Origin of the sequence: Cryptosporangium minutisporangium (genome assembly GCF_039536245.1) — a bacterium.
In the GTDB taxonomy this organism is placed as follows: Bacteria; Actinomycetota; Actinomycetes; order Mycobacteriales; family Cryptosporangiaceae; genus Cryptosporangium; species Cryptosporangium minutisporangium.
Map to the genome: position 1 here is coordinate 134,970 of NZ_BAAAYN010000001.1, position 19,061 is coordinate 154,030.

Here is a 19,061-nt window from a genome sequence, read left to right on the forward strand (position 1 = left end):
GTCGTCGGTATGGACACCGCCGCGGACGGGAACGGAACGGTCGCGGCAGAATTCACCGGTGACCGACGACGTGGTGGCCCGCGCTCGCAGCGGCGACGAGCAGGCGTTCGCCGAGCTGGTCGGCCCTTACCGCCGGAAGCTGCACCTGCACTGTTACCGCCTGCTGGGCTCCCTCACCGACGCCGAGGACGTCCTGCAGGAGACGCTCGTCGCGGCCTGGCGCGGACTCCACGAGTTCCAGCAGCGGGCCTCCGTCCGGACATGGCTCTACCGGATCGCGACGAATCGGTGCCTCAACCACGTCCGGGACCGCGCCCGCCGGGTGCCGCCCTCGCCGGTACCGCCGTTCGACCCGCCCGCACGCACCCGCCGCTCGGAGATCACCTGGCTGCAGCCCTATCCGGACGCACTGCTCGACCAGCTGCCCCAACCGGCGTCCGACCCCGAGACCCGCTACGGCCTGCGGGAGTCGGTGGAGCTGGCGTTCGTCGCCGGCCTCCAGCGCCTCCCGCCGCGGCAGACCGCCGCGCTGGTGCTCCGCGACGTGCTCGGCTACTCGACGGCCGAGGCCGCCGCGATCCTCGGCGTCACCCCGACCGTGGTCAAGGGCGCGCTGCAGCGGGCCCGCGCCACGCTCGCCCAGGACCGGCCCACCGAGCCGTCGGCCGAGCGCACGGCCGTCGGCCCGCAGGAGGAGCAGGACCTGCCCCATCGCTTCGCGGCGGCGTTCCTCGCCGGTGACGTTCCCGGCCTGCTCCGGCTGCTCACCGACGACGCCTGGCTGGCCATGCCCCCGGCTCCGCACGTCTACCGGGGACCGGCCGCGATCGCCGCGTTCCTCCGGGCCAGCGGGGAGTGGCGCGACCGCCGAACCGGCGTCCTGCTGCCCACCCGCGCCAACCGGCAACCGGCGTTCGGCTATTACCTCGCCGAGGGCGGTGAGCCGCTGGCGCGACCGGCCGGGATGGTGGTCCTGACGCTGCGGGCCGGGCGCCTGGCCGGCGTCACGCGCTTCCTGGACGATCGGCTGCTCGCGCGGTTCGGCCTGCCCGCCGCCGCGCCGACGGCCGGGGCTCGCGACGGTGTGCCGACGTAACGGTCAGCGCCGGGTGCTGCCACGGCGGACGACCGACCACGCCGCCGTCCGGACCGTGCGTCCCTGACCGAGCGCGACGTGCGCGCAGGCCGCACCCTGCTCCCGCAGCGATTGCGCGACGGTGGTCAGTCCGAGCTGTTCCGCCACTGCCGCGTCGTCCCAACCGGTGACCGCCAGGTCGTCCGGGATGGCCACGCCCGCGGCACGGGCTGCCCGGATGACCCCGGCCGCCTGCTGGTCGCTCATCGCGGCGATCGCGTCCGGCGGCCGCGCGGACGCCAGGAGCGTCGCCGCCACCTGTTCGGCCTCGGCGGCCTCGTTGCGGGCGCAGACCGCGACGACGACCTCGTGCCACCCGAACCCGGCCTCCTCGGCGGCTCGCCGGTAGCCCTCCAGCCGATCCCGCGTCACCGGGAACGTGATCTCGCCGAGGTTCCCGCCCTCGGTGAGCGTGCTGATCCGCGCGCGGGACAGCGGAAAGCTCAGAATCGCCGGGCGGCGGGCGCCGGCGAACGCCACCGCGCCGATCGCCGACGCCGCCGCCCGGTTGTCGATGCTGACCAGCTCCAGTCCACGGACCGCCGGCCCGCTGTGGATCACCGCCGGACGCTTCGTCGCCTGGACGGCGGTGAGGACCGGGTCGTCGTCGGACGTCGTCCAGACGATGAAGCCGTCCACGGCGGCGTTGTGGATCCGCGGGACGTCGTCGGCCGCGCCGGTGATCGGCAGGAGCGTCATGCCGTAGCCCTGCTCGGCGCAGACGTCCGCGATCCCGGCGAGGAACGACACCGCCTCCGGATCGTCGAACGCGTAACTCAGGTGCTCGCCCATGACGACGCCGAGCGTGCGGGTACTGCCGCGGCGCAGCGACCGGGCGCTCGGGTCCGGTCCCGCGTACCCCAACGTGTCCGCCGCGGCGAGCACCTTGGCGCGCGCGTGGTCCGAGACGCGCTCCGGGCGGTTGTACGTGTAGGAGGCGGTCATCACCGACACACCGGCCAACTCGGCCACCTGCGCGAGGGTCACCCGCTTCGTCCCCATGTCGATCAGGCTAGCGATGATGTGTATCGTTAAAACTCAGTGTATCGTTACACACATGACACGGACGTCCACCGATTCCCCTCGTCAGCTGGTCGCCGCGGCGTTCATCGCGTTCGCCGCCTTCGGCGCGTTCTGGGGGGTGTGGGGCGCCTCGGTACCGGGAGTGCAGCGCCAGGCCGGGATCACCGACGGCGAGCTCGGCATCGCGCTGCTGTTCGTCGGCGCCGGCGCCCCGCCCGCGATGCTGCTGGCGGGCCGAGCACTCGATCGCTGGGGCCCACGGGTCGCCGCGGTGGCCACCGGCGCACTCGGCTGCGTCGGCGCCGGGTTAGCGCTGACCGCCGTGAACCTGCCGAGTCTCTGCGCCGGGCTCGCTCTCGTCGGTGCCACCAGCGGGGCGGCCGACGTGGCTGAGAACGCGGTCGCCGGCCGGGCCGAGAAGATCGCCGGCCGCCCGGTCATCACCCGCGCTCACGGGATCTTCTCCAGCCTGGTCGTCCTCGGAAGCCTCGGCACCGGATTGGCGTCCGCCGCCGAGCTGCCGCTCGCGATCCCGTTCGTCGCCGTCGCGCTCCTCTCCCTGGTAGCGACCGCGAGTCTGTGGAAGACGCTGCCGGCAGGTGTCGCTCCGGCATCGGACCACCGCTCCGGCGCGCCCGATGCCGCACCGCCCGGCCGACTACCGCTCGTTCCGCTCCTCCTCGTCGGAGTGCTCGGCGCGCTCGCGTTCGCCAGCGAGAACGCACACCAGAGCTGGAGCGCGGTCTTCGCCCAGGACGTACTCCACTCGGGCGCCGGGATGAGCGCCGTGGCGCCCGCCGTGTTCGCGGGCACGGTCGCGATCACCCGGTTCGCGTTCGGCGGGCTCGACGCCGCCCACGCGCGCACGGTGCTGCTCGTCGGTGCGTCGGTCGCCGCGGCGGGCGCGGCGGTCATCGCCATCGCCCCGACCTTGCTCGTCGCCGGGCTGGGGCTCGCTGCGGCTGCCGCCGGGACCGCGGTGCTGTTCCCCACCCTCGTCGGCGTCGTGTCGCGCCACGTCGACGAGTCCCACCGGGGGCGCGCGACGTCGATCCTGACGACCGTGTCCTACCTCGGGTTTCTTCTCGGCCCCGTCTACGTCGGACTGTGGGCGGACGCGGTCGGGCTGCGCGGCGCGATGATCGCGGTCGCGGTCCTCGGGGCCGCCTTGTTCGTCCTCGCGCCGGTGTTGCTGCGCGTGAGCGGCCACGGCGTCAGGGGATCCGGGCCGGGCCGCCGAGCCGACGACACGTTGGTCCGCGCCGCCAACGGCGCAGAGTGACCGGGAAGCGCTGTGCACTTCGGCGACGGATAGCCGGCCGATACGCACAGCGCTCCGCCCGACGGTCGGTCCGCGACCGCGTCGGCGACGACGCAGGCGATGTTGTCCGGGGCGCCGGCCGCGTGCGCGAGGCTGATCAGCCGCTCGACCGTCTCCTCCGGAGCGGCGCCCGCGGTCAGCGTCGCGGCGAGCCCGGCTCGGTCGACGACCGCGGACAGCCCGTCGGAGCAGAGCAGGTACCGGTCACCGGGGATCACGGTCCGCAGCGCCAGGTCCGCCTCGACCGGCTGCTCCCCCGCGCCGAGCGCACGCACCAACAGCGCGCGGTCCGGGTGGGCTCCGGCTTCGGTGGGGCTCATCGCACCCCGGTCCACCTGTGACTGCACCCAGGTGTGATCGGTCGTCAGCTGGTACAACTCGCGACCGCGGACCAGGTACGCCCGGGTGTCTCCGATGTGCACCAGCGCCAGCTGCGAGCCGGCGCGCAGCAGCGCGGTGAGCGTCGTCATCGGCTGGTGTTCGTCGGACGCCGCCGCGCGCACCGTGCGGTCGGCCTCGGCCACCGCGCCGGCCAGCAGCGTCAGCAGTTCGGCCGCCGGAGCGTCGGTCAGCTCCAGCGCGGTGAGCGCCTGGACGGCGGTGGTGCTGGCGGCGGCGCCACCCGGTCCGTGGACGCCGTCGGCCACGGCCAGCAGCCGCTCGCCCGCGTACACGGAATCCTCCATCGTGGCCCGCGACCCCGCGTCGGACGCAGTGGCATAGGAAAAGTTGAGTGACATGGTTGCCCTTCCGGAGAGGTGCTCGACGAGGAGGGCTGCCACCCGTGCCCGCGCCGCGTTCTCGACCGTGACGCGCTGCCAGTAGGCGGCGATCGCCTCGGCCGCGGCTGCGGCGTCCAGCGCACAGACCGTGCGGATCGTCGCCAGCGGCATACCGACCCGGCGTAGCTCGGCCACGAGCCGGGCGGTCTCCAGCTGCGCGGGGTCGTAGAGCCGGTACCCGGAGTCCGGATCGACCGCCGCCGGCGGCAACAGCCCCGACTCGTCGTAGAGACGCAGCGCCTTGGGTGTAAGCCCGGTTGCCCTGGCAAAGGCTCCGATGGTCAGCAAGCGCACGGATACAGCCTCCTCGCACCGGCCACGGCGGCCGGTGCGCCCCACCGTGAGGCCTCCCCGAAGGGCAAGGTCAAGCATGGAGCTTCCACCACCTCCGCCGGGCACCGCGCTCCGGATCCTGGCGACCACGGATCTCTGCGCGGCGTTCGTCCCGGTGGGACGAGCTTCGGCACCGCCGGAACCTGCGCGGGTGTCGCGGCGCTGCTCGCCGCCGAGCGCACCCGGCACCCACGGTCTGGCTGGACCCCGGGGATCTGGCGGTCGGCCCGGCCCAGGCGCTGCTCGGCCGCCGCCCCTGGGCCGAGCTGGGCGCGCTGCCGCTGAGCGCGGCCGCGGCCGGGAACCGATCGCCCGGCTACGCGCCGGTGAACTGCCGCGCGCACAGCGGGCGCTGGCCGACGTGTCCGATCCGCACTCCGAGTCCGCGGACGACGTCTGGTGGAGCTGGTGCCGGATGCCCAACGCCGTCCGCGCCACTCGGGACGACGCCCGGACGGTCGCGGTGCTGCCGCACGTCGTTCCGCGACTCGGCGAGGTGCTGGGGCGAGAACTCGACAGCGAACTGGTCGAGGTCGGTGCCCGCCAGGCCCTGCTGGACGCCCTGCGGTAGCGCGTACGCTTCCGTCCGGCGGGGCCCGCCGAAAGGAGTGTCCGTGCGCTCACTCGCAGGAGCGATGTACGTCGTGTGTGTCGGCGCGCTGCTGCTCGTCGCCGCGCTGTTCCTCCCGCGATCGCGGTCCGTCGACTTCCTCACCGGGCAGCAGACCGATCGCCCCAACACCGTCGAGAGTGGCCTCCTGGTCGCCGCCGCGGTCCTGGCCGTGGCGCTCGCCGTGCTGGGCTCGACCCGTGGACGACGCTGGCTCGTGGTCGCCGCGGCGCTGCCGGGACTGGTGACCGCGGCCGCCTGGCTCTGGTACGTCCTCGACGTCCGCAGCGGCAGCCGCGACGTCCAGACCTGCACCGACGCGTTCTCGTGCACGGATCTCCTGGTCATCCGCCCGGGTGCCGGAGCGTACGTGATGGTGGCCGGCGGCTTGGTGATCACCCTCGGCGGCGCGCTCGCCATGCGGAGCGCGCCGGTGGGCAAGCACGAACGGCGCTAGCCGATCGGCTCTCCGTGCACGTAGCGGGTCAGCAGCGTGCCGCCGGCGACCGCCGCCGGGATGACCAGGATGTTGGCGAACGGGATCAACGCCATCGCCGCGATCGGAAGGCCGAAGCCCAGCGCCAGCGCGCGGTGCTGCCGCAGCACCCGGCGGCGTTCCCGCAGGAAGATGCCGCGCCGGTTGAACGGGATGCCGGTCAGGTCGACGCTCAGCAGCCAGCCGCCGATCAGGAGGCCCAGTAGCGGCGCCAGCACCTGGCCGACGAACGGCACCAGCCCGAGCAGCAGCACCGGGATCACCAGCACGAGCTGGGTGCCGATCACCCGGACCGAGTCGATCGCGTTCCGCGGGAGCGTGCGGTACCAGGGCAGGTCCGGGTAGTCGCCGGCGCCGAGCCGGCGCTCGATCTTCTCCGAGATCTTCTCGTAGAACGGGTCGCCGATGATCAGCGTCACCCCGGTGTAGGTGACGACGCTGAGCCAGAGCGACCCGACCACGATCGCGGCCTGGACGACGATGCGTGCCGCGTTCCGCCCGTCGGTCGACCAGCCGTCGGCGAACCAGCCGCTGATCCAGTCGCCGAGGTCGCCGAGGAACACCAGCAACACGACGAACACGGCCAGCAGGAGCAGGAACGCCAGGACGGCCGGGATCAGGCCGAGCAGCAGCAGCCCGGGGTACTTCCCGTACATCCCGAATCCACGCCCGAGCAGACGCAGCCCGAGGAAGAACTGGGATCCGGTGGACGGACGGACCGGCGGTGCTTCGGCGCTCACGCGCGCAGCTTAGGCCGTGTCCTGCGGATCTCGCTCGCAGCGAGGCCCCACCCAGGTGTCGGCCGGCAAGGCGGAGGGGTCCGCGGATACCGTTTTTGTATCCGTGGATCCCGACAACGCGGCCGGTCGGCGCCTGGGCGGGCCGCAGCCGAGCATGGATCCGCAGTGCACGGCCAGAACCTCATCGCAGGGTGAGCGGCGTCGCGGAGTCGACGCGGGTCAGTTTCTCCGGATTGCGGACGTAGTAGAGGCCGGCGATGCGGGCGTTCTCGACCCGAATCGCGATGACGCCGTCGAACTCCCCGTCCAGCTGGACGGCGAGCGCCGGACCGCCGTTGACCACGGTGGGCCGGACGGCGACCCTGGCTCCCACCTTGCCGGCCCTGCCGACGATGAAGCGCGCCACCTTGTCGGCGCCGGCGATCGGCCGCAGCGCCGCCCGCTTGACGCCGCCGCCGTCGGCCATCAAGACGACGTGCGGCGCGAGTACGTCGAGGAGGCCTTGCACGTCCCCGGTCTCGTACGCGCGCCGGAACGACTCCAGCGCCGCCCGGGTCTCGCTCGCGGAGACGACCTCGCGCGGGCGGCGGGCGTCGACGTGCTGACGGGCGCGGTGCGCGATCTGGCGGACCGCCGCCGGGCTTTTGTCGACGGCGGCCGCGATCTCGTCGTAGCTGACGTCGAAGACCTCACGCAGCACGAAGACGACCCGCTCGGTCGGCGACAACGTCTCCAGGACGAGCATGAGCGCCATCGACACGCTCTCCGCGAGCTCGACGTTCTCGGCCACGTCCGGAGTCGTCAGCAGCGGCTCCGGGAGCCAGGAACCGACGTATGCCTCGCGGCGGCGTTTCACCGTGCGCAGCCGGTTGAGCGCCTGGCGGGTCGTGATCCGGACCAGGTAAGCGCGCTCGTCGCGGACCTGCTCGACGTCGACCTCGGACCACCGCAGCCAGGTCTCCTGCAGGACGTCCTCCGCGTCGGCCGCCGAGCCCAGCATCTCGTAGGCGACGGTGAAGAGCAGGTTCCGGTGGGCGACGAAGGTCTCGGTGGCCGGGTCGGTGCGGTGTTCGCTCAACGCTCGATCCGTTCGGGGTAGTTCTGACATGGTGCTCCCTCGCGCGCAGGAGTTCAGCCACCAGACACCGCGCGGTCGGTTGTTGTGACACGATCGTCCGCCCCTGTCACGAACGACCCTCTACATTGCCACAGGGTATCGACAGCGTTACATTTGGTAGCCCGCCTTCCGATTCGCGCATGTCGTGTCGGTTGGTTCGCGGTCGGTAGGAGGTGATCGGAGTGGTCGCCGCCGAAGCCCTCGATCGGACGGTCGTCACCGTCGCAGCGCGGTCGCTCCGCGCCCGCCTGCCCGAGCTCACCGACCACCTGGTGGGAGAATTCGCCGTCCGCGAGGAGCTGGTCCTCGCCGACGAGGTCCGCACCTCCCTCGCCCAGCTCTGCGCGGAGGGTCTGCGGGCTGCGATCACCACCCTGGAACAGCCCGACGGCGACCGCGCCGACCTGCGACTGGCCGCCGAAACCGGAACGCTCTGGGCCACCCGGGGTCTGCCACTGGACTCGCTGCTCCGGCTCTACCGGCTGGCTGGACGGCTGCTCTGGGAGAACCTGCTCCAGGCGGCCGGGCCAGCCGGCGCCAGCACGCTGGCCTACCAGGCCGGAGCCGTCCTGCGCGGCATCGACCAGGAGTCGACGGCGGCGGCCGCGGCCTACCGACAGGCCGAGCGGCGCCTGCTCCCCCGTGGGCTCCTCCGTGTGGCGGCGGCGATCGACGCGCTGCTCAGTGGCCGACCGCCCGACGCCACCGAGCTGGAGTCCGCCGCGGACCTGCTCGAACTTCCGCTGACCGGGCCGTACGTCGTGGCCGTGCAACGACCGGGGGCGCAGCGCTCGCTGGTCGCCGCGCACGGCCGCACCTCCCACCGGGGCATGCGGTTCTGCTGGCGCCGCGGCCGGGACGCCGACCGGGTCCTGGTACTGCTCGGCAGCGCCGGCCCGGACGACGTCGAAGCGGTGCTGCGCCCGCTCACGCTGCACCACGTCGGCATCGGCCTGCCGGTCGCCGGCTTGGCGGAGGTGGCGAAGAGCCACCGCTACGCGGAGCTCGCGGTGCGCAGTTGCCGGGCCGACGGGCCGGAGATCGCCCGGTTCGACCGTCGGCTTCCACAGGGCCTCCTCCTGGCCCAGCCGGAGCTCGCCGACGACCTGGTCCGCGAGGTGCTCGGCGCGGTGCTCGTCCTGCCCGCGCGCTACCGGGAGGCGCTGCTGGACACGCTGGAGGCGTGGCTGTGCTGCGACGGCTCGGCGGTGGCGACGGCCCGCGCGCTCTACTGCCACCGCAACACCGTCCTCTACCGACTACGCCGGCTGCAGGAGCTGACCACCAGGTCGCTGGGCAAGCCCTGCGACCTGGTGGACCTCACGCTCGCGCTCTACGCGTTCCGCGCGTCCCCGACGCCGAGCACCGCTCGGGCCAGCGGCGCGTAGCCGCCCTCTACCGGGCCCATGACCCAACGGCCGGCCCGAACCGCGTCGACCGCTGACATGTCCATGCCGGAGCGCGCGACATGCGTCACGAGTTGATGAGCTCGTACACGTCGTCGGTGGTCGGGGCGGTCTCGGCGGCGGTGGGCGGCACGACCGGGGGTATCTTGCCGTAGTGGCGGTAGGCGATCCGCTGCGTGATCGGCTTGCTCTTCGCGGAGGCCGGCACCTTCAGCACGACGTCCAGGATCCGCCCCTCGGAATCGAGCAGGGCGCGGAACGGGATGGCCTTCGCCTTCGGGCCGAGCGCCGTCACGATCTCCCCGTCGACCGCCTCGGCGAGCTTGGCTTTCGTCAGGTCGATCGTGCCCTCGAACACACTCGGGCCGGTCTCGCGGACCTCGACGATCGCGCGGAACAGGAGACCGACGCGAGCGGGATCCTTGCTCAACAAATCCCAGGCGAGCGAGAGCCCACTGTCCTTGACCAGCTCCTGATCGATGAGCCCCCACTTCCGCGGGTACTCCGGGAACCCTTCCAGGTTCTGCGGGTTGTCCAGGAGGATCCGCAGCCAGGTCTGTGGGTGGACGACGCGAAGGTGCCAATTCGTGGCGACTCCGGTCTCGACGTCGCGGACGACGTTCACGAGCTGGTACGTCTTGGCGGGCGGGTTCACCACGCCCTCACTCTCCGTCCACCCGTCCCGTAATCCCTCGTTGACCACTGACCACGAGTACGACGGGGTTCGGTAGGTCGGCACCGACGCGGTCAGTTTTTCGTGAGCCGTTATCGGTGCTGCGCTCGGGGACGGGCTGACCGACGGGCTCGTCCAAGCGCCGCTCGGGCCTTCCTCGACGATCGAGCAGCCAGAGAGCAGGAGGGCGAGCACGGCGACGGCACCCAGCGCACGCACGCGGGGGTTGAACTGTGTGAGCATGCGGCACATCATCCGGGGCCGCACTGCCGTTCCACTGCGGAGGGACGGCGGTCGCGCCGTGGACGCCCGGCGTCGGCCGATTTTGTCGGTGCTTTCTGAGATGGTGCCATCCGAGGACGGTCAGGTGGTGTCGACGACAGCGAGAGGCAGCCGGCGATGATCGAGGTGCAGTTACACACTCCGGACGACTGGCGGCAGTTCCTGCGCGACTGGAGTGCCGAGTGGATCAGCGCGGCAGCCGAGGAGCCAGACCGTCAACGCATTCCGGCCGAAGTGGTGGAAAGCGGCTGGCTCGGGTACGACCCAGCGACCGAGGAGGTGATCGGCGCCGCCGAACAGCGCCTCGGCACCCGGCTGCCGCCGTCGTATCGCCAATTCCTCGCGATCAGCGACGGATGGCGCAACACCAGCCCGTTCATCGACGACCTTCTCCCGGTTGGTGAAGTCGGATGGTTCCGGGACTTGAACACCGACTGGCTGAGGGCCTGGGCCGAGGGCGCCGGTACCGACCAGGAGGACCTCGCCGTCCTGCTGGGCGATCTTCCGGCCGACGAGGACGAAGGCGAACCCGACGTGATGTTCGAGGTCGTATTGATGGCGCGCGCACTGCAGATCTCCGGCCGCGGGGACAGCGCGGTCCTGCTGCTCGATCCGGACGGGGCCGGCCCGGACGGCGAGTGGCGCGGCTACTTCTTCGCGAACTGGCAGGGCGCGTTGGGAGGCGGCTCGCCTTCGTTCGCGGCGCTGATGCGATCCGAGCACCAGACCTTCGTCCGGCTCAACCAGCCCGCCGGCCCGACACTCCAGGCCGTCGTCGAGCAGACGGGCCGGGCCCGGCGGCTGCTGCTGGACGGCCGGCTCGACGAAGGGCTGCCGCTGCTCGTCCAAGCCCGCGAGTACGGCCTTCCGCTCGCCGAACTCCTCGACGCCCAAGCGCAGTTCCTGCTCGGCGACTCCTCTCAGGCCCAGTCCAATCTGCGCATGGTGTTCCCCCACCATCACCCCGAACTGGCGACCGACCGGTTCATCGCGAGCGAGATCGTGCCGCTGCTGCTCGGGGGCCACAACGAGTACCACGTCACCAACTACCGGACGCAGCGAACCGATGCCCTGGCCACCCTGCTCAACGACCGGGTAGCCGACCCCGATGCACCGATCACCTTCGCCGATCCCCAGTTCGACGCGGCGGCCCGGCACGCGCGCGAGCTCGTCGCGGCCGGTCGGCTCGACGACGCCTGGAACGCGATTGTCGCCGCGCTGCCCGCGTGGCGGGCCACCAGCCAGTACGCACTGTTGCCGGCCGGACTGATCGCCGACCCGATTCTCGGAGCACTACTCGACGGGCCCGACCGCAAGGAGCGAGGTGAGGCGCTCCTGCGCACACCGCGCGATCGGTGACCATGAGCGGATGCAGCTGTCTGCTGGGGCGGTGCCGCACCATCGTGCTACCGCGTCCTCGCGGCACTGTGACCGGCAAGCATTCCGAGGATCCCGGTGATCGCGGCGAATGCCAGTCCGAGCGTCATCACCGCCGTGCCAACGACGGTTCCCGCGTCCCCCGAGGTGAGGTTGGGAGTGAGTTGGTCGGCTGCCCAGCCACCAACAACGATCCACAATGAGATCAGCACCGCGAAGATCGGTGCCCACCAGCGGCCGGATGCCAGCACTACCAGGGCAGCACAGACCACAAGAAAGACGATTCCCGGCGGAAACCCCGGGAATTTGGCTGGATCGGCGATCCATTGGACGATCAATCCCAGGACGCCGACCCCCAGCCCCGACAACGACAGCTTCGTGATCGTCGGCGTCCGTGAGAATCGTGCTGCGATCGACTTCATGGACTGGTCTCTCCTCGTTGCGGTGGCCTGCTGGTCCGGTTATCGCGTGCTGACAGCCGGTCTGGCGCGGCGCCGGCGCACAGCGGCTGTCCCGCAGATGACCGCTGCGGCGAAGCTGAGCATCTGGAGCCATGCGGCGACGAACGCGAGATCTGTCGGGGCGGCGAGCCGCCTGGCGAAGTCGGCGTCCGCGAGTCCTCCGAAGAGGAAGAGGGCGGACATCACCACGGCCAGCAGCGGCGCGAAATGCCACCGCACCGTCGCGAGGATGGCGGCGACGCCCAGGTAGATCAGGGGTCCTGGCCCGTCATAACCGGCCACCAGGCTGCGCGACTCGATGATCTCCGGTCCGGCATCCCCAACCGCTGCCAGGACGAGGGCAACGCAGGTTGCGACGACCCACTTCCGGCGCGGATCCGTCTGGTTCATGCGCTCATTCGGCATGGCTCGATCCTCGGGCGCGCATCCGCGATGGGCGTCAACTCACGGACGTATCGAAGGTACGTAAATCCGCGTAGCACCCGGGTCATTCCGACGACGCCGAAGTAGGCGGTCAGGCTCCCTCCGACGAACAAGCCGGTGCCGAGCACCAGCCATCGCGGGACGGCACGGCCACGCAGTGGTAGGAACCAAGCGGGCCACAGTCGGCCCCAACGGTGCGCCAGAGCCAACGGCAACAAAGTTCCGGCCAGGCTCATCAGCACCATGAAACCGCCAGCGCGGTCGACGATGTGCCGTTGATCCGGGTGTCCGCGGACGGCCATCCCCCGGCGACCGTATCGGCCAACCACACGCTCATCCGCGCCACGTGCCCGGCCACGGCAAGTTAAGCGCCGGCGAAGGCCCAGCCGAGGGCCTGGTCCAACCGGCTCTCCGGCGATCGGCCGTGGACGCGCCCGCAGAACTCGCACGGACGCGCGGCCAGTCGCCGTTCACCCGCGGCGATGATCAGGCAGAGCACTCCGCCACCGACGCCGAAGCCGGTGGCAAGCAGGCTGGTGACGATGCCTGCACCGACGCCCTCGAACAGCAGCGACACCAGGAGCACCGGGAACAAGAACGAATACACACACAGAGCGACGCCCGCGACCGCATCGAGCCCCGCGAGCGCGTAGCGGACAGCGTCGTTCACCTCGTGGCGGGCGCCGGCCGCAGCGGCGGCGCACCCGACAAGCGCCAAGACGCCGATAGCGACGGGAACCCATTCGCCCGGAAAACACGACCAGCCGCGCTGGTCTGCTGGACCTGATCGCCTCGCGCAGCGGCGTCATCACGCTGCCCGTCCTATAGCGGGTCGCCGTCAGCCCGTCTCCGGGCCCAGTACGCCACGGTGACCGCACCGAGTAGCGGACCCCAGAGCACGAGCGGCGCGTAACACGCCGCGAAGAGGTAGGAATGCAGGTCGTCCGCTGCCCACGGGACGGCCGACGGATCGGCGAGGGCGCCTCCGGTGATCGACCGGTTCCGCACGACCGCGACCGCCGCCGCGGTCCACAGGGCGGTCAGCGCGCTCGCCCCGGCGGCCGCGGCGAGCGTGGGTACCCACGGAGGGATCCGACGTCCACGCAGACCGGGAACCCATCCCGGGACGACCTCGCCCCACCGCGCGACCAAGCCGACCGCAGTGAACGCCACCAATTCGGAGACCACCGACAGGAAGGCCACGTAGATCGCCTCGCCAGGTCCAGCCGACTGGCGGAACGCGATCGCTCCGATGCGCCACAGACCCGCCGGCAACACGCAGATCGGGATCGCGTAGGCGGCCAGTACGGCCCAGCCCGGGGCGTCGTGCACGGGCGTGTGGGCAGCCCTCCAGGCCGTGCGCAGCCGGCTCATGCCGGCCTGCCCGCGGTGAGGCCCGCTGGCGTGTGGCTGTCCGCGGAAACGGCACCGGCTCCGCGGGTCGCCCGGTGATAGCCGACCGCGGTGGCGCCCAGCGCCACACCCCAGCCGACGAAGACCAGCAGCGTGGCCGCGACGGCCCAGCCCTCGGCCAGGTCCGACCAGGTTCGCGAACCGTCGGCGAGCGAGCGGACGAGCACACCGACGCTCAGCGCGCCGTACGTGACGAGCGCGACTGCGACGATCCCCGCGGGCACCAGCGCGAGCAGACGCGGGACCGCGCGGTCGCCGAGTGCCGGCACCCAGCGGGGAAACCGCTGCCCCCACGGTTGCACCAGCCCGAGCGTGAGCAGCCCGGCGAGAGGAGGAACCGCGGTGATCGCCACCGCCGCCTCGAGCGACAGGTTCCGGCGGATGTCGTCGAGCTCCGTGGCGGCGATGCCGAACGGCACGTCCAGCACCCACAGCCCGTGCGGTACTGCCCAGCCGAGGAGCGGCAACGCGACGGCGACGTAGGCCGAGCGGCGAGCCCAGGGCGCCACCGGCCGGTACGCGCTGTCCCGCGGCCGCCGAGGTGGGCTCAGTGTCGTCGCCAGCCCGGCGAGGGCGGCCGCACCCAACACCAGCGCCAGCCGGGCCAGCAGGTCCCGCCAGTCGGAAGGGCGGCCGGTCGCCGCAGCCGGGATCTGGAAGAGCAGGTGCAGGGGGAACGCGGCGGTGGCCAGAGCCGCGGCAGCCGCCCAGACGCTGCCCACCGCGACCGGCGAGCCGGGATGCCGCAGTGCCCAGCCGACGAGGACGGCCAGCGCGACGCAGACGCCGAGCGTTCCCCAGCCGGGCCAGAACGGCAACGACGTCACCTGCGCGGCGCCACAGCCGTTCGACGGGTCGCCCAGATCGGTGCGGTCACAGGCGGTGTAGCCCCAGCGACCGCCGGAGAGCCAGTACGTGCGGAGCAGCGCTTCGCCGGCCAGGAAGGTCAGGGCGGCCGTCGCCCAGAGTTTGTGTGCCATGCCTCCAGGCTCGCGAGAGCCCCGGCCCGGGAACTCCCCTAGAGGTGCCGGGCGCTTCCCTCTTCCGAGGGAGGGACCAGTCCGGCTTCGTACGCGACGATCGCCGCCTGGGTGCGGTCCCTGACCTGGAGCTTGGACAGCAGGTTCCCCACGTGCGTCTTCACCGTCTCGACGCCGACGTGCAGGGCAGCGGCGATCTCCGCGTTGGACCGGCCGGCGGCGAGCAGGCGCAGCACATCGAGCTCGCGCTGGGTGAGCGGAAGTTCGCGGGGTCGGCTGTGCGGCCGAGCCAAGCGGCGGATCGCCGCCGGGAACAGCAGCGAATCGCCACGAGTGACCACTCGCACTGCGTCGACGATCTGGTCCGGCGTGGCCCGCTTCAACAGGAAGCCGCTGGCGCCGATGCGCAGAGCGTCATAGACGTAGTCGTCGTTCTCGAACGTGGTGATGACCAGGACGCGAGGAGGCTCGGCCGACCGGGAGAGCAGCAGGCGGGTGGCCTGCAGTCCGTCGACGCCAGGCATCCGGACGTCCATCAGCACGACTTCGGGACGTGTCCGCGCCACGATCGACAGCGCTTCGGCGGCGTCGGCCGCCTCCCCGACGACCTGGAGATCCGGTTCGTGGTCGAGGATCGTGCGGAGGCCGACGCGGACCAGCTCGTCGTCGTCCACGATCACCACCGTGGTCATCGGCGTCCACTCCTCGGTAAGCAGATGGCCAGCCGCCAGCGTCCGCCGGTGGCGCCGCGCTCCACAGTTCCGCCGAGCAGGTCGGTTCGCTCGCGGATACCGGCCAGTCCGCGGCCGGATCGTCGGGTTGGGCCCTCGGCGACCGGGTTGGTGAACTCGATCCGGATCGCGTCGACCGTGACCAGCACGCTGAGCCTCACCTCGCCCGGTCCGGCATGGCGGACGGCGTTGGTGAGGCCTTCCTGCACGATGCGGTAGGCCTCCCGGGAGACGGCGGCGGGTACCTCCGCCACCGGTCCGGTCTCCGTGTAGTTCAGTACGACGCCGCTGTCCCGGACGGTCGCGCAGAGCTGGTCGAGTTGGGTGAGATCGGGAGCGTCCGCCGGCTCGGCGACCCTGTCGTCGCCGCGGAGGACGCCGAGCGCGTGGTCGAGATCGGCCGCCGCCGCCCGGCCCACCTCTTCGATTTTCGCCAGCGCCCGCCGCGCGAACTCGGGGTCGGCGTCGAAGACGCGCTGGGCGGCGGCGACCTGCAGCGTGGTGGCCGTCAGCGCGTGCCCGATCGAGTCGTGCAGCTCGCGGGCGATGCGGTTGCGCTCGGCCAGCTTCGTCGTTTCAGCCTCCGCGGCCGCCACCCGCTCGGCCGCCTGATCGGCCGCCGACGGCCCGAGCAGGACGGGAGCCATCTGCCGTGCCAGGGCTCCGAAGCCCGCAACGACGTAGACGAGGGCGAGGGCGTAGACCGGCACGGCCCAGGCGGTGAGGCGGTAGACGAACGGGATGCCCGCAAACGTCAGCGCGCCGACGAGACCGCCGCTGACCAGATGGAGTGCGAACCACAACGCGGAGCGGAGCCGGGCCTCGCGGGACGGTCGCTCCGACGACTCGGCCGGGAGGTCAGCGTCGAGCAGCAGGCGGGCTGCGGCGATCTCCAAGGAGCGGAGAACGCCGAGAAACGCGACCGCACCCCCGGCGACCACCAGGATCAGCAAGGGGATCAAGCCGGCCCGCCAGCCGTCGCTCTGGACCGTCTGGGCGGTGGCCACCGCCCAGACGAGGTAGGGCAGCAGCAGTACCGAGCCGAGGAAGAAGTACACGCCGCGCCGGTAGGTCGCGACACTGACCAGCGGCCCTGCGAAAATGACACCAGCGCCGGGGCGGGACATGAGGGAAGGCTAGACCGATCGCGGCACTCAATGGGATGGGCGGGCCAGACGTCGTCCCCCTCCGGTCGCGTCGAACGCTAAGCCGACGTCCAGAACAGGCGGGTGAGCATTCGCTCGACCGCGATGGCGGCTACCTCGGCGCGTTGTCCATACCGAACGCGAGCCGCGAGGCGTCGCTGTACCGCGACGCCGTCGCTGACGCTCAGGCCGCCACCCCGCAGCGGCCAAGCATTGTTCACGGCCAGATCGCGGCTGCCACCAGCGGCGCGTTCGGCGATGTCCAGTCCACCGGGCGTACCAGCGGCAACACGCTGTTCATCAACCCTTTGATGGCGATCTACTTCACGGTCAGCCTGAATGAACTCGCCGCTCGCTGCCTCTATCTGGACCGCATCGAGAACACCATCGGCCGACGCCAGGTAATCGGGCGCATCGAGAAGTTCCGAGAGGAAACTTCTACCCGCATCCCACGCGCGTTCCCTCACTGATGAGCCGCGAAGAGCCGGACCGAGATATCCGCGCGCTGAGCCGGTGTTCGGCTCGGGCACGTCCGTCGTTGTCAACGCCCGGCCGAGGTGGCGTCCGTTTCGCCCGCCGGTTCCCGCAGGACCGGCAGCAGATGCTGGTGCACCAGCTCCAAGGCGGGCCGCCAGTCAACAGGTAGCTCGTCACGCGGCGGGGGCCCGGGGTCGAATCGAGGATCGCCGGTGGTGACCACCACGACGGTCGGGAGGATCACGACGTGCTGCCCGGCCCAGCCGCCGGCCAGCAGCATGTCGTCGCCGACCCAGATGCCGAAACCGTACGGCAGCTGCTCGGGTGGTCCGCCCGGCGTCTGTGCCGTCGTCATGGCGGCCGCGAAAGCCGGATCGACCAGCGGCTGCCCGCCGGCTCGCCACAGTTCCCCGAGCCGACCCAGAGCGTCGGCTGACAACCGCAGGTGCGCGAAGCCGTAGCTGACCCCGTCGGGATCCGCCGGCCAGGTCGCATCCCGGATGCCGAGCGGCGCGAAGAGCTCCGCAGCGGCGTAGTCGGCGACCGAGCAGCGGAGGATCTGCGACAGGCCAGCCGACAGCAGGTGCGCGGCGCCGTTGTCGTAGCGGAAGGCCTGGCCCGGCGTCCCGGTGCACGGCGCGGACGCGACCCGCGCCACCTGCCCGCCAGGCAGGGCGGTGATCGCGTCGATGTCCCACGCCCCGTCGACGGCGGCGCCACGGGTCATGGTCAGCAACTGTCGCCACGTCTGCCCGCGCGACGGGGTGTCCCGCAGTGCGGGCAGAACCGCGTGCAACGGCTCATCCAGACCGGGCAGTAACCCGCGGCGAGCGGCGATACCCGCCACCGTGGCGACGACCGTCTTGGTCACCGAGAACACGTCCGCGACCGTCGGACCACGGTAGTGCTCATCGAAGACCGGTAGCCCTTCGACGAGCACCCGGAGATGACTGGTGTGGGCATAACGCGGGTCCGACCGGACCGCATCCCCGATCCGACGGCCGGCGGCCCGGACAGCGACTCGATCCAGCATCAGCCGAGACTGCCAGCCGCACGACCCACCCGCACCACCGTTTCCGGTTCCGCGGGTGATCACCGATCCGTGAGCTATTCGCCCGGTACCAACCGGAGAGCCCGGGATCGTGCACCGGTCACAGGATTTCTCCCGACTCGTTGACGCCTCCAGGATTCGCGCCGGACGCTCGATTCGCCCCTCGGCGACCCGATAGCGCGCGATCGCGTCGACGTGGCGGCCTCATCGAAGAGGAGACCCGCCATGGTTCGTGTCCTCCGTCGGCTCGCGCTGCTAGTCGGCGCGACGATCCTGATGTTGACAACGGTCGGCGTCACGCCGGCTGCGGCCGCCCCCGACCAGTACGTCGCGCTCGGCGACTCGTATTCGGCCGGCAACGGTGCCGCCAGCGCCAATTTGAGTCTCTCCTGCGGCCGCAACACCTACGCCTATCCGTACCTGGTCGGTTCCCAGCGTCCGAACACGACGCTCACGTTCGCCGCCTGCCAGGGCGCGGTCACCACCGACGTGACCAACTCCCAAGTCGGCTCGCTGAGCGCGTCGACCAAGTACGTGACGATCACGATCGGCGGAAACGACATCGGTTTCGCTAATCTGGTCATTTCGTGCACGCTGACGAACTGTGCGTCGACCATCGCCTCGTCCAACGCCCAGATCGCCAACCAGTTGCCGGCGAAGCTCGACACCACGTATGCCGCGATCCGCTCACGGGCACCGAACGCGACCGTCGTCGTACTCGGCTACCCGAAGCCGTTCGCGAACCGCACCTGTGCGGCAACGCCCGGCGCGACGCTCTCCGAGCAGTCCGCGCTCAACGCGCTCGTCGACAACCTCGACGGCGTGATCCGCGCCAGGGCCGAGGCCGCCGGCTTCGTCTACGTCGACCCGAACGGGAAGTGGAGCGGACACGACATCTGCTCGGCCACCCCGTACACCAACGGCTGGTTGACGTTCCGGCCGACCGACAGCTACCACCCGACCCGCGCCGGGTACGCGGGTGGCTACGCGCCGCTGGTCCGGTCGGTCATCGGCTGAGTCCGGAACGCGTACAGCGCGAGCGTGCGGTCCACCAGGTCGCGGAGCAAGCTTCGCGACCTGGTGGA

General features: G+C 71.5%; 20 protein-coding genes and 1 pseudogene. 8 read left to right on the plus strand and 13 right to left on the minus strand.

What is annotated here, in order from left to right:
• Positions 1 to 58: 58 nt before the first annotated feature.
• Complete coding sequence (locus tag ABEB28_RS00755) at positions 59 to 1,096, plus strand: RNA polymerase subunit sigma-70 (RefSeq protein WP_345725940.1); 1,038 nt, start codon at positions 59 to 61, stop codon at positions 1,094 to 1,096.
• Between the two features lie 3 nt (positions 1,097 to 1,099).
• On the opposite strand, the gene ABEB28_RS00760 is transcribed toward ABEB28_RS00755, so the two are convergent.
• A complete protein-coding gene (locus ABEB28_RS00760) occupies positions 1,100 to 2,137 on the minus strand; it encodes a LacI family DNA-binding transcriptional regulator (protein ID WP_345725941.1) in 1,038 nt (345 codons plus the stop codon).
• 55 nt (positions 2,138 to 2,192) lie between these two features.
• Here ABEB28_RS00760 and ABEB28_RS00765 point away from each other — a divergent pair, with 55 nt between their 5' ends.
• Positions 2,193 to 3,440: an MFS transporter gene (locus tag ABEB28_RS00765; protein WP_345725942.1), complete on the plus strand. Its 1,248-nt coding sequence runs from the start codon at positions 2,193 to 2,195 to the stop codon at positions 3,438 to 3,440.
• A gap of 80 nt (positions 3,441 to 3,520) precedes the next feature.
• On the opposite strand, the pseudogene ABEB28_RS00770 reads toward ABEB28_RS00765, so the two are convergent.
• Positions 3,521 to 4,633: pseudogene (locus ABEB28_RS00770) on the minus strand (MerR family transcriptional regulator); the annotation flags it as partial.
• A 322-nt stretch (positions 4,634 to 4,955) separates the two neighbouring features.
• Here ABEB28_RS00770 and ABEB28_RS00775 point away from each other — a divergent pair.
• Both ABEB28_RS00775 and ABEB28_RS00780 read left to right on the plus strand, forming a co-directional pair.
• A complete protein-coding gene (locus ABEB28_RS00775; protein WP_345725943.1) occupies positions 4,956 to 5,165 on the plus strand; it encodes a hypothetical protein in 210 nt (69 codons plus the stop codon).
• Positions 5,166 to 5,208: 43 nt separating this feature from the next.
• Positions 5,209 to 5,661, plus strand: a complete 453-nt coding sequence (locus ABEB28_RS00780; protein ID WP_345725944.1) for a hypothetical protein — start codon at positions 5,209 to 5,211, stop codon at positions 5,659 to 5,661.
• On the opposite strand, the gene ABEB28_RS00785 is transcribed toward ABEB28_RS00780, so the two are convergent.
• Both ABEB28_RS00785 and ABEB28_RS00790 read right to left on the minus strand, forming a co-directional pair.
• Positions 5,658 to 6,440 (minus strand): EI24 domain-containing protein, encoded by a 783-nt coding sequence (locus ABEB28_RS00785; protein ID WP_345725945.1) that lies wholly within the window; start codon positions 6,438 to 6,440, stop codon positions 5,658 to 5,660. The two genes, ABEB28_RS00780 and ABEB28_RS00785, sit on opposite strands and share 4 nt — an antisense overlap.
• A gap of 181 nt (positions 6,441 to 6,621) precedes the next feature.
• Positions 6,622 to 7,518, minus strand: coding sequence for an RNA polymerase sigma-70 factor (locus ABEB28_RS00790; RefSeq protein ID WP_345725946.1), 897 nt, complete (start codon positions 7,516 to 7,518; stop codon positions 6,622 to 6,624).
• A gap of 212 nt (positions 7,519 to 7,730) precedes the next feature.
• Here ABEB28_RS00790 and ABEB28_RS00795 point away from each other — a divergent pair, with 212 nt between their 5' ends.
• Complete coding sequence (locus ABEB28_RS00795; RefSeq protein WP_345725947.1) at positions 7,731 to 8,945, plus strand: PucR family transcriptional regulator; 1,215 nt, start codon at positions 7,731 to 7,733, stop codon at positions 8,943 to 8,945.
• 85 nt (positions 8,946 to 9,030) lie between these two features.
• Here the strand turns inward: ABEB28_RS00795 and ABEB28_RS00800 are convergent, their stop codons facing one another.
• Complete coding sequence (locus ABEB28_RS00800; protein WP_345725948.1) at positions 9,031 to 9,879, minus strand: hypothetical protein; 849 nt, start codon at positions 9,877 to 9,879, stop codon at positions 9,031 to 9,033.
• Positions 9,880 to 10,035: 156 nt separating this feature from the next.
• Between ABEB28_RS00800 and ABEB28_RS00805 the strand changes: the two genes are divergently transcribed.
• Entirely contained in the window at positions 10,036 to 11,277 is a 1,242-nt protein-coding gene (locus ABEB28_RS00805; protein WP_345725949.1) for an SMI1/KNR4 family protein, read from the plus strand.
• A gap of 47 nt (positions 11,278 to 11,324) precedes the next feature.
• Here the strand turns inward: ABEB28_RS00805 and ABEB28_RS00810 are convergent, their stop codons facing one another.
• From ABEB28_RS00810 to ABEB28_RS00840, 7 genes are all read right to left on the minus strand, one after another.
• Positions 11,325 to 11,717 carry a hypothetical protein gene (locus ABEB28_RS00810; protein WP_345725950.1) on the minus strand — a complete coding sequence of 131 codons (393 nt, stop codon included), beginning with the start codon at positions 11,715 to 11,717 and terminating at the stop codon, positions 11,325 to 11,327.
• A gap of 39 nt (positions 11,718 to 11,756) precedes the next feature.
• Complete coding sequence (locus ABEB28_RS00815) at positions 11,757 to 12,161, minus strand: hypothetical protein (protein ID WP_345725951.1); 405 nt, start codon at positions 12,159 to 12,161, stop codon at positions 11,757 to 11,759.
• A gap of 382 nt (positions 12,162 to 12,543) precedes the next feature.
• Complete coding sequence (locus tag ABEB28_RS00820) at positions 12,544 to 12,849, minus strand: hypothetical protein (protein WP_345725952.1); 306 nt, start codon at positions 12,847 to 12,849, stop codon at positions 12,544 to 12,546.
• A 152-nt stretch (positions 12,850 to 13,001) separates the two neighbouring features.
• Complete coding sequence (locus ABEB28_RS00825; protein WP_345725953.1) at positions 13,002 to 13,553, minus strand: hypothetical protein; 552 nt, start codon at positions 13,551 to 13,553, stop codon at positions 13,002 to 13,004.
• The gene (locus tag ABEB28_RS00830; protein ID WP_345725954.1) at positions 13,550 to 14,572 is read right to left on the minus strand and encodes a hypothetical protein; all 1,023 of its coding nucleotides are present in this window, start codon (positions 14,570 to 14,572) and stop codon (positions 13,550 to 13,552) included. The genes ABEB28_RS00825 and ABEB28_RS00830 overlap by 4 nt, the downstream gene beginning before the upstream one ends.
• Before the next feature lie 38 nt (positions 14,573 to 14,610).
• Positions 14,611 to 15,264 (minus strand): response regulator, encoded by a 654-nt coding sequence (locus ABEB28_RS00835; RefSeq protein ID WP_345725955.1) that lies wholly within the window; start codon positions 15,262 to 15,264, stop codon positions 14,611 to 14,613.
• Positions 15,261 to 16,430, minus strand: a complete 1,170-nt coding sequence (locus ABEB28_RS00840; RefSeq protein ID WP_345725956.1) for a sensor histidine kinase — start codon at positions 16,428 to 16,430, stop codon at positions 15,261 to 15,263. The genes ABEB28_RS00835 and ABEB28_RS00840 overlap by 4 nt, the downstream gene beginning before the upstream one ends.
• A 35-nt stretch (positions 16,431 to 16,465) precedes the next feature.
• On the opposite strand from ABEB28_RS00840, the gene ABEB28_RS00845 reads away from it, so the two are divergent.
• Positions 16,466 to 16,918, plus strand: coding sequence for a hypothetical protein (locus ABEB28_RS00845; RefSeq protein WP_345725957.1), 453 nt, complete (start codon positions 16,466 to 16,468; stop codon positions 16,916 to 16,918).
• Between the two features lie 71 nt (positions 16,919 to 16,989).
• Here ABEB28_RS00845 and ABEB28_RS00850 read toward each other — a convergent pair whose 3' ends face one another.
• Positions 16,990 to 17,958 (minus strand): serine hydrolase domain-containing protein, encoded by a 969-nt coding sequence (locus ABEB28_RS00850; protein ID WP_345725958.1) that lies wholly within the window; start codon positions 17,956 to 17,958, stop codon positions 16,990 to 16,992.
• A 243-nt stretch (positions 17,959 to 18,201) separates the two neighbouring features.
• On the opposite strand from ABEB28_RS00850, the gene ABEB28_RS00855 reads away from it, so the two are divergent.
• The gene (locus tag ABEB28_RS00855; RefSeq protein WP_345725959.1) at positions 18,202 to 18,993 is read left to right on the plus strand and encodes an SGNH/GDSL hydrolase family protein; all 792 of its coding nucleotides are present in this window, start codon (positions 18,202 to 18,204) and stop codon (positions 18,991 to 18,993) included.
• Positions 18,994 to 19,061: the final 68 nt, after the last annotated feature.

What these genes read in the sequence shown, in the direction of transcription:
- ABEB28_RS00805 (WP_345725949.1), top strand. Translation starts at nt 10,036, where the DNA reads ATGATCGAGGTGCAGTTACACACTCCGGACGACTGGCGGCAGTTCCTG.
- ABEB28_RS00800 (WP_345725948.1), bottom strand. Translation starts at nt 9,879, where the DNA reads ATGCTCACACAGTTCAACCCCCGCGTGCGTGCGCTGGGTGCCGTCGCC.
- ABEB28_RS00765 (WP_345725942.1), top strand. Translation starts at nt 2,193, where the DNA reads ATGACACGGACGTCCACCGATTCCCCTCGTCAGCTGGTCGCCGCGGCG.
- ABEB28_RS00845 (WP_345725957.1), top strand. Translation starts at nt 16,466, where the DNA reads ATGGGCGGGCCAGACGTCGTCCCCCTCCGGTCGCGTCGAACGCTAAGC.
- ABEB28_RS00825 (WP_345725953.1), bottom strand. Translation starts at nt 13,553, where the DNA reads ATGAGCCGGCTGCGCACGGCCTGGAGGGCTGCCCACACGCCCGTGCAC.
- ABEB28_RS00850 (WP_345725958.1), bottom strand. Translation starts at nt 17,958, where the DNA reads ATGCTGGATCGAGTCGCTGTCCGGGCCGCCGGCCGTCGGATCGGGGAT.
- ABEB28_RS00855 (WP_345725959.1), top strand. Translation starts at nt 18,202, where the DNA reads ATGGTTCGTGTCCTCCGTCGGCTCGCGCTGCTAGTCGGCGCGACGATC.
- ABEB28_RS00840 (WP_345725956.1), bottom strand. Translation starts at nt 16,430, where the DNA reads ATGTCCCGCCCCGGCGCTGGTGTCATTTTCGCAGGGCCGCTGGTCAGT.
- ABEB28_RS00760 (WP_345725941.1), bottom strand. Translation starts at nt 2,137, where the DNA reads ATGGGGACGAAGCGGGTGACCCTCGCGCAGGTGGCCGAGTTGGCCGGT.
- ABEB28_RS00830 (WP_345725954.1), bottom strand. Translation starts at nt 14,572, where the DNA reads ATGGCACACAAACTCTGGGCGACGGCCGCCCTGACCTTCCTGGCCGGC.
- ABEB28_RS00815 (WP_345725951.1), bottom strand. Translation starts at nt 12,161, where the DNA reads ATGCCGAATGAGCGCATGAACCAGACGGATCCGCGCCGGAAGTGGGTC.
- ABEB28_RS00810 (WP_345725950.1), bottom strand. Translation starts at nt 11,717, where the DNA reads ATGAAGTCGATCGCAGCACGATTCTCACGGACGCCGACGATCACGAAG.
- ABEB28_RS00835 (WP_345725955.1), bottom strand. Translation starts at nt 15,264, where the DNA reads ATGACCACGGTGGTGATCGTGGACGACGACGAGCTGGTCCGCGTCGGC.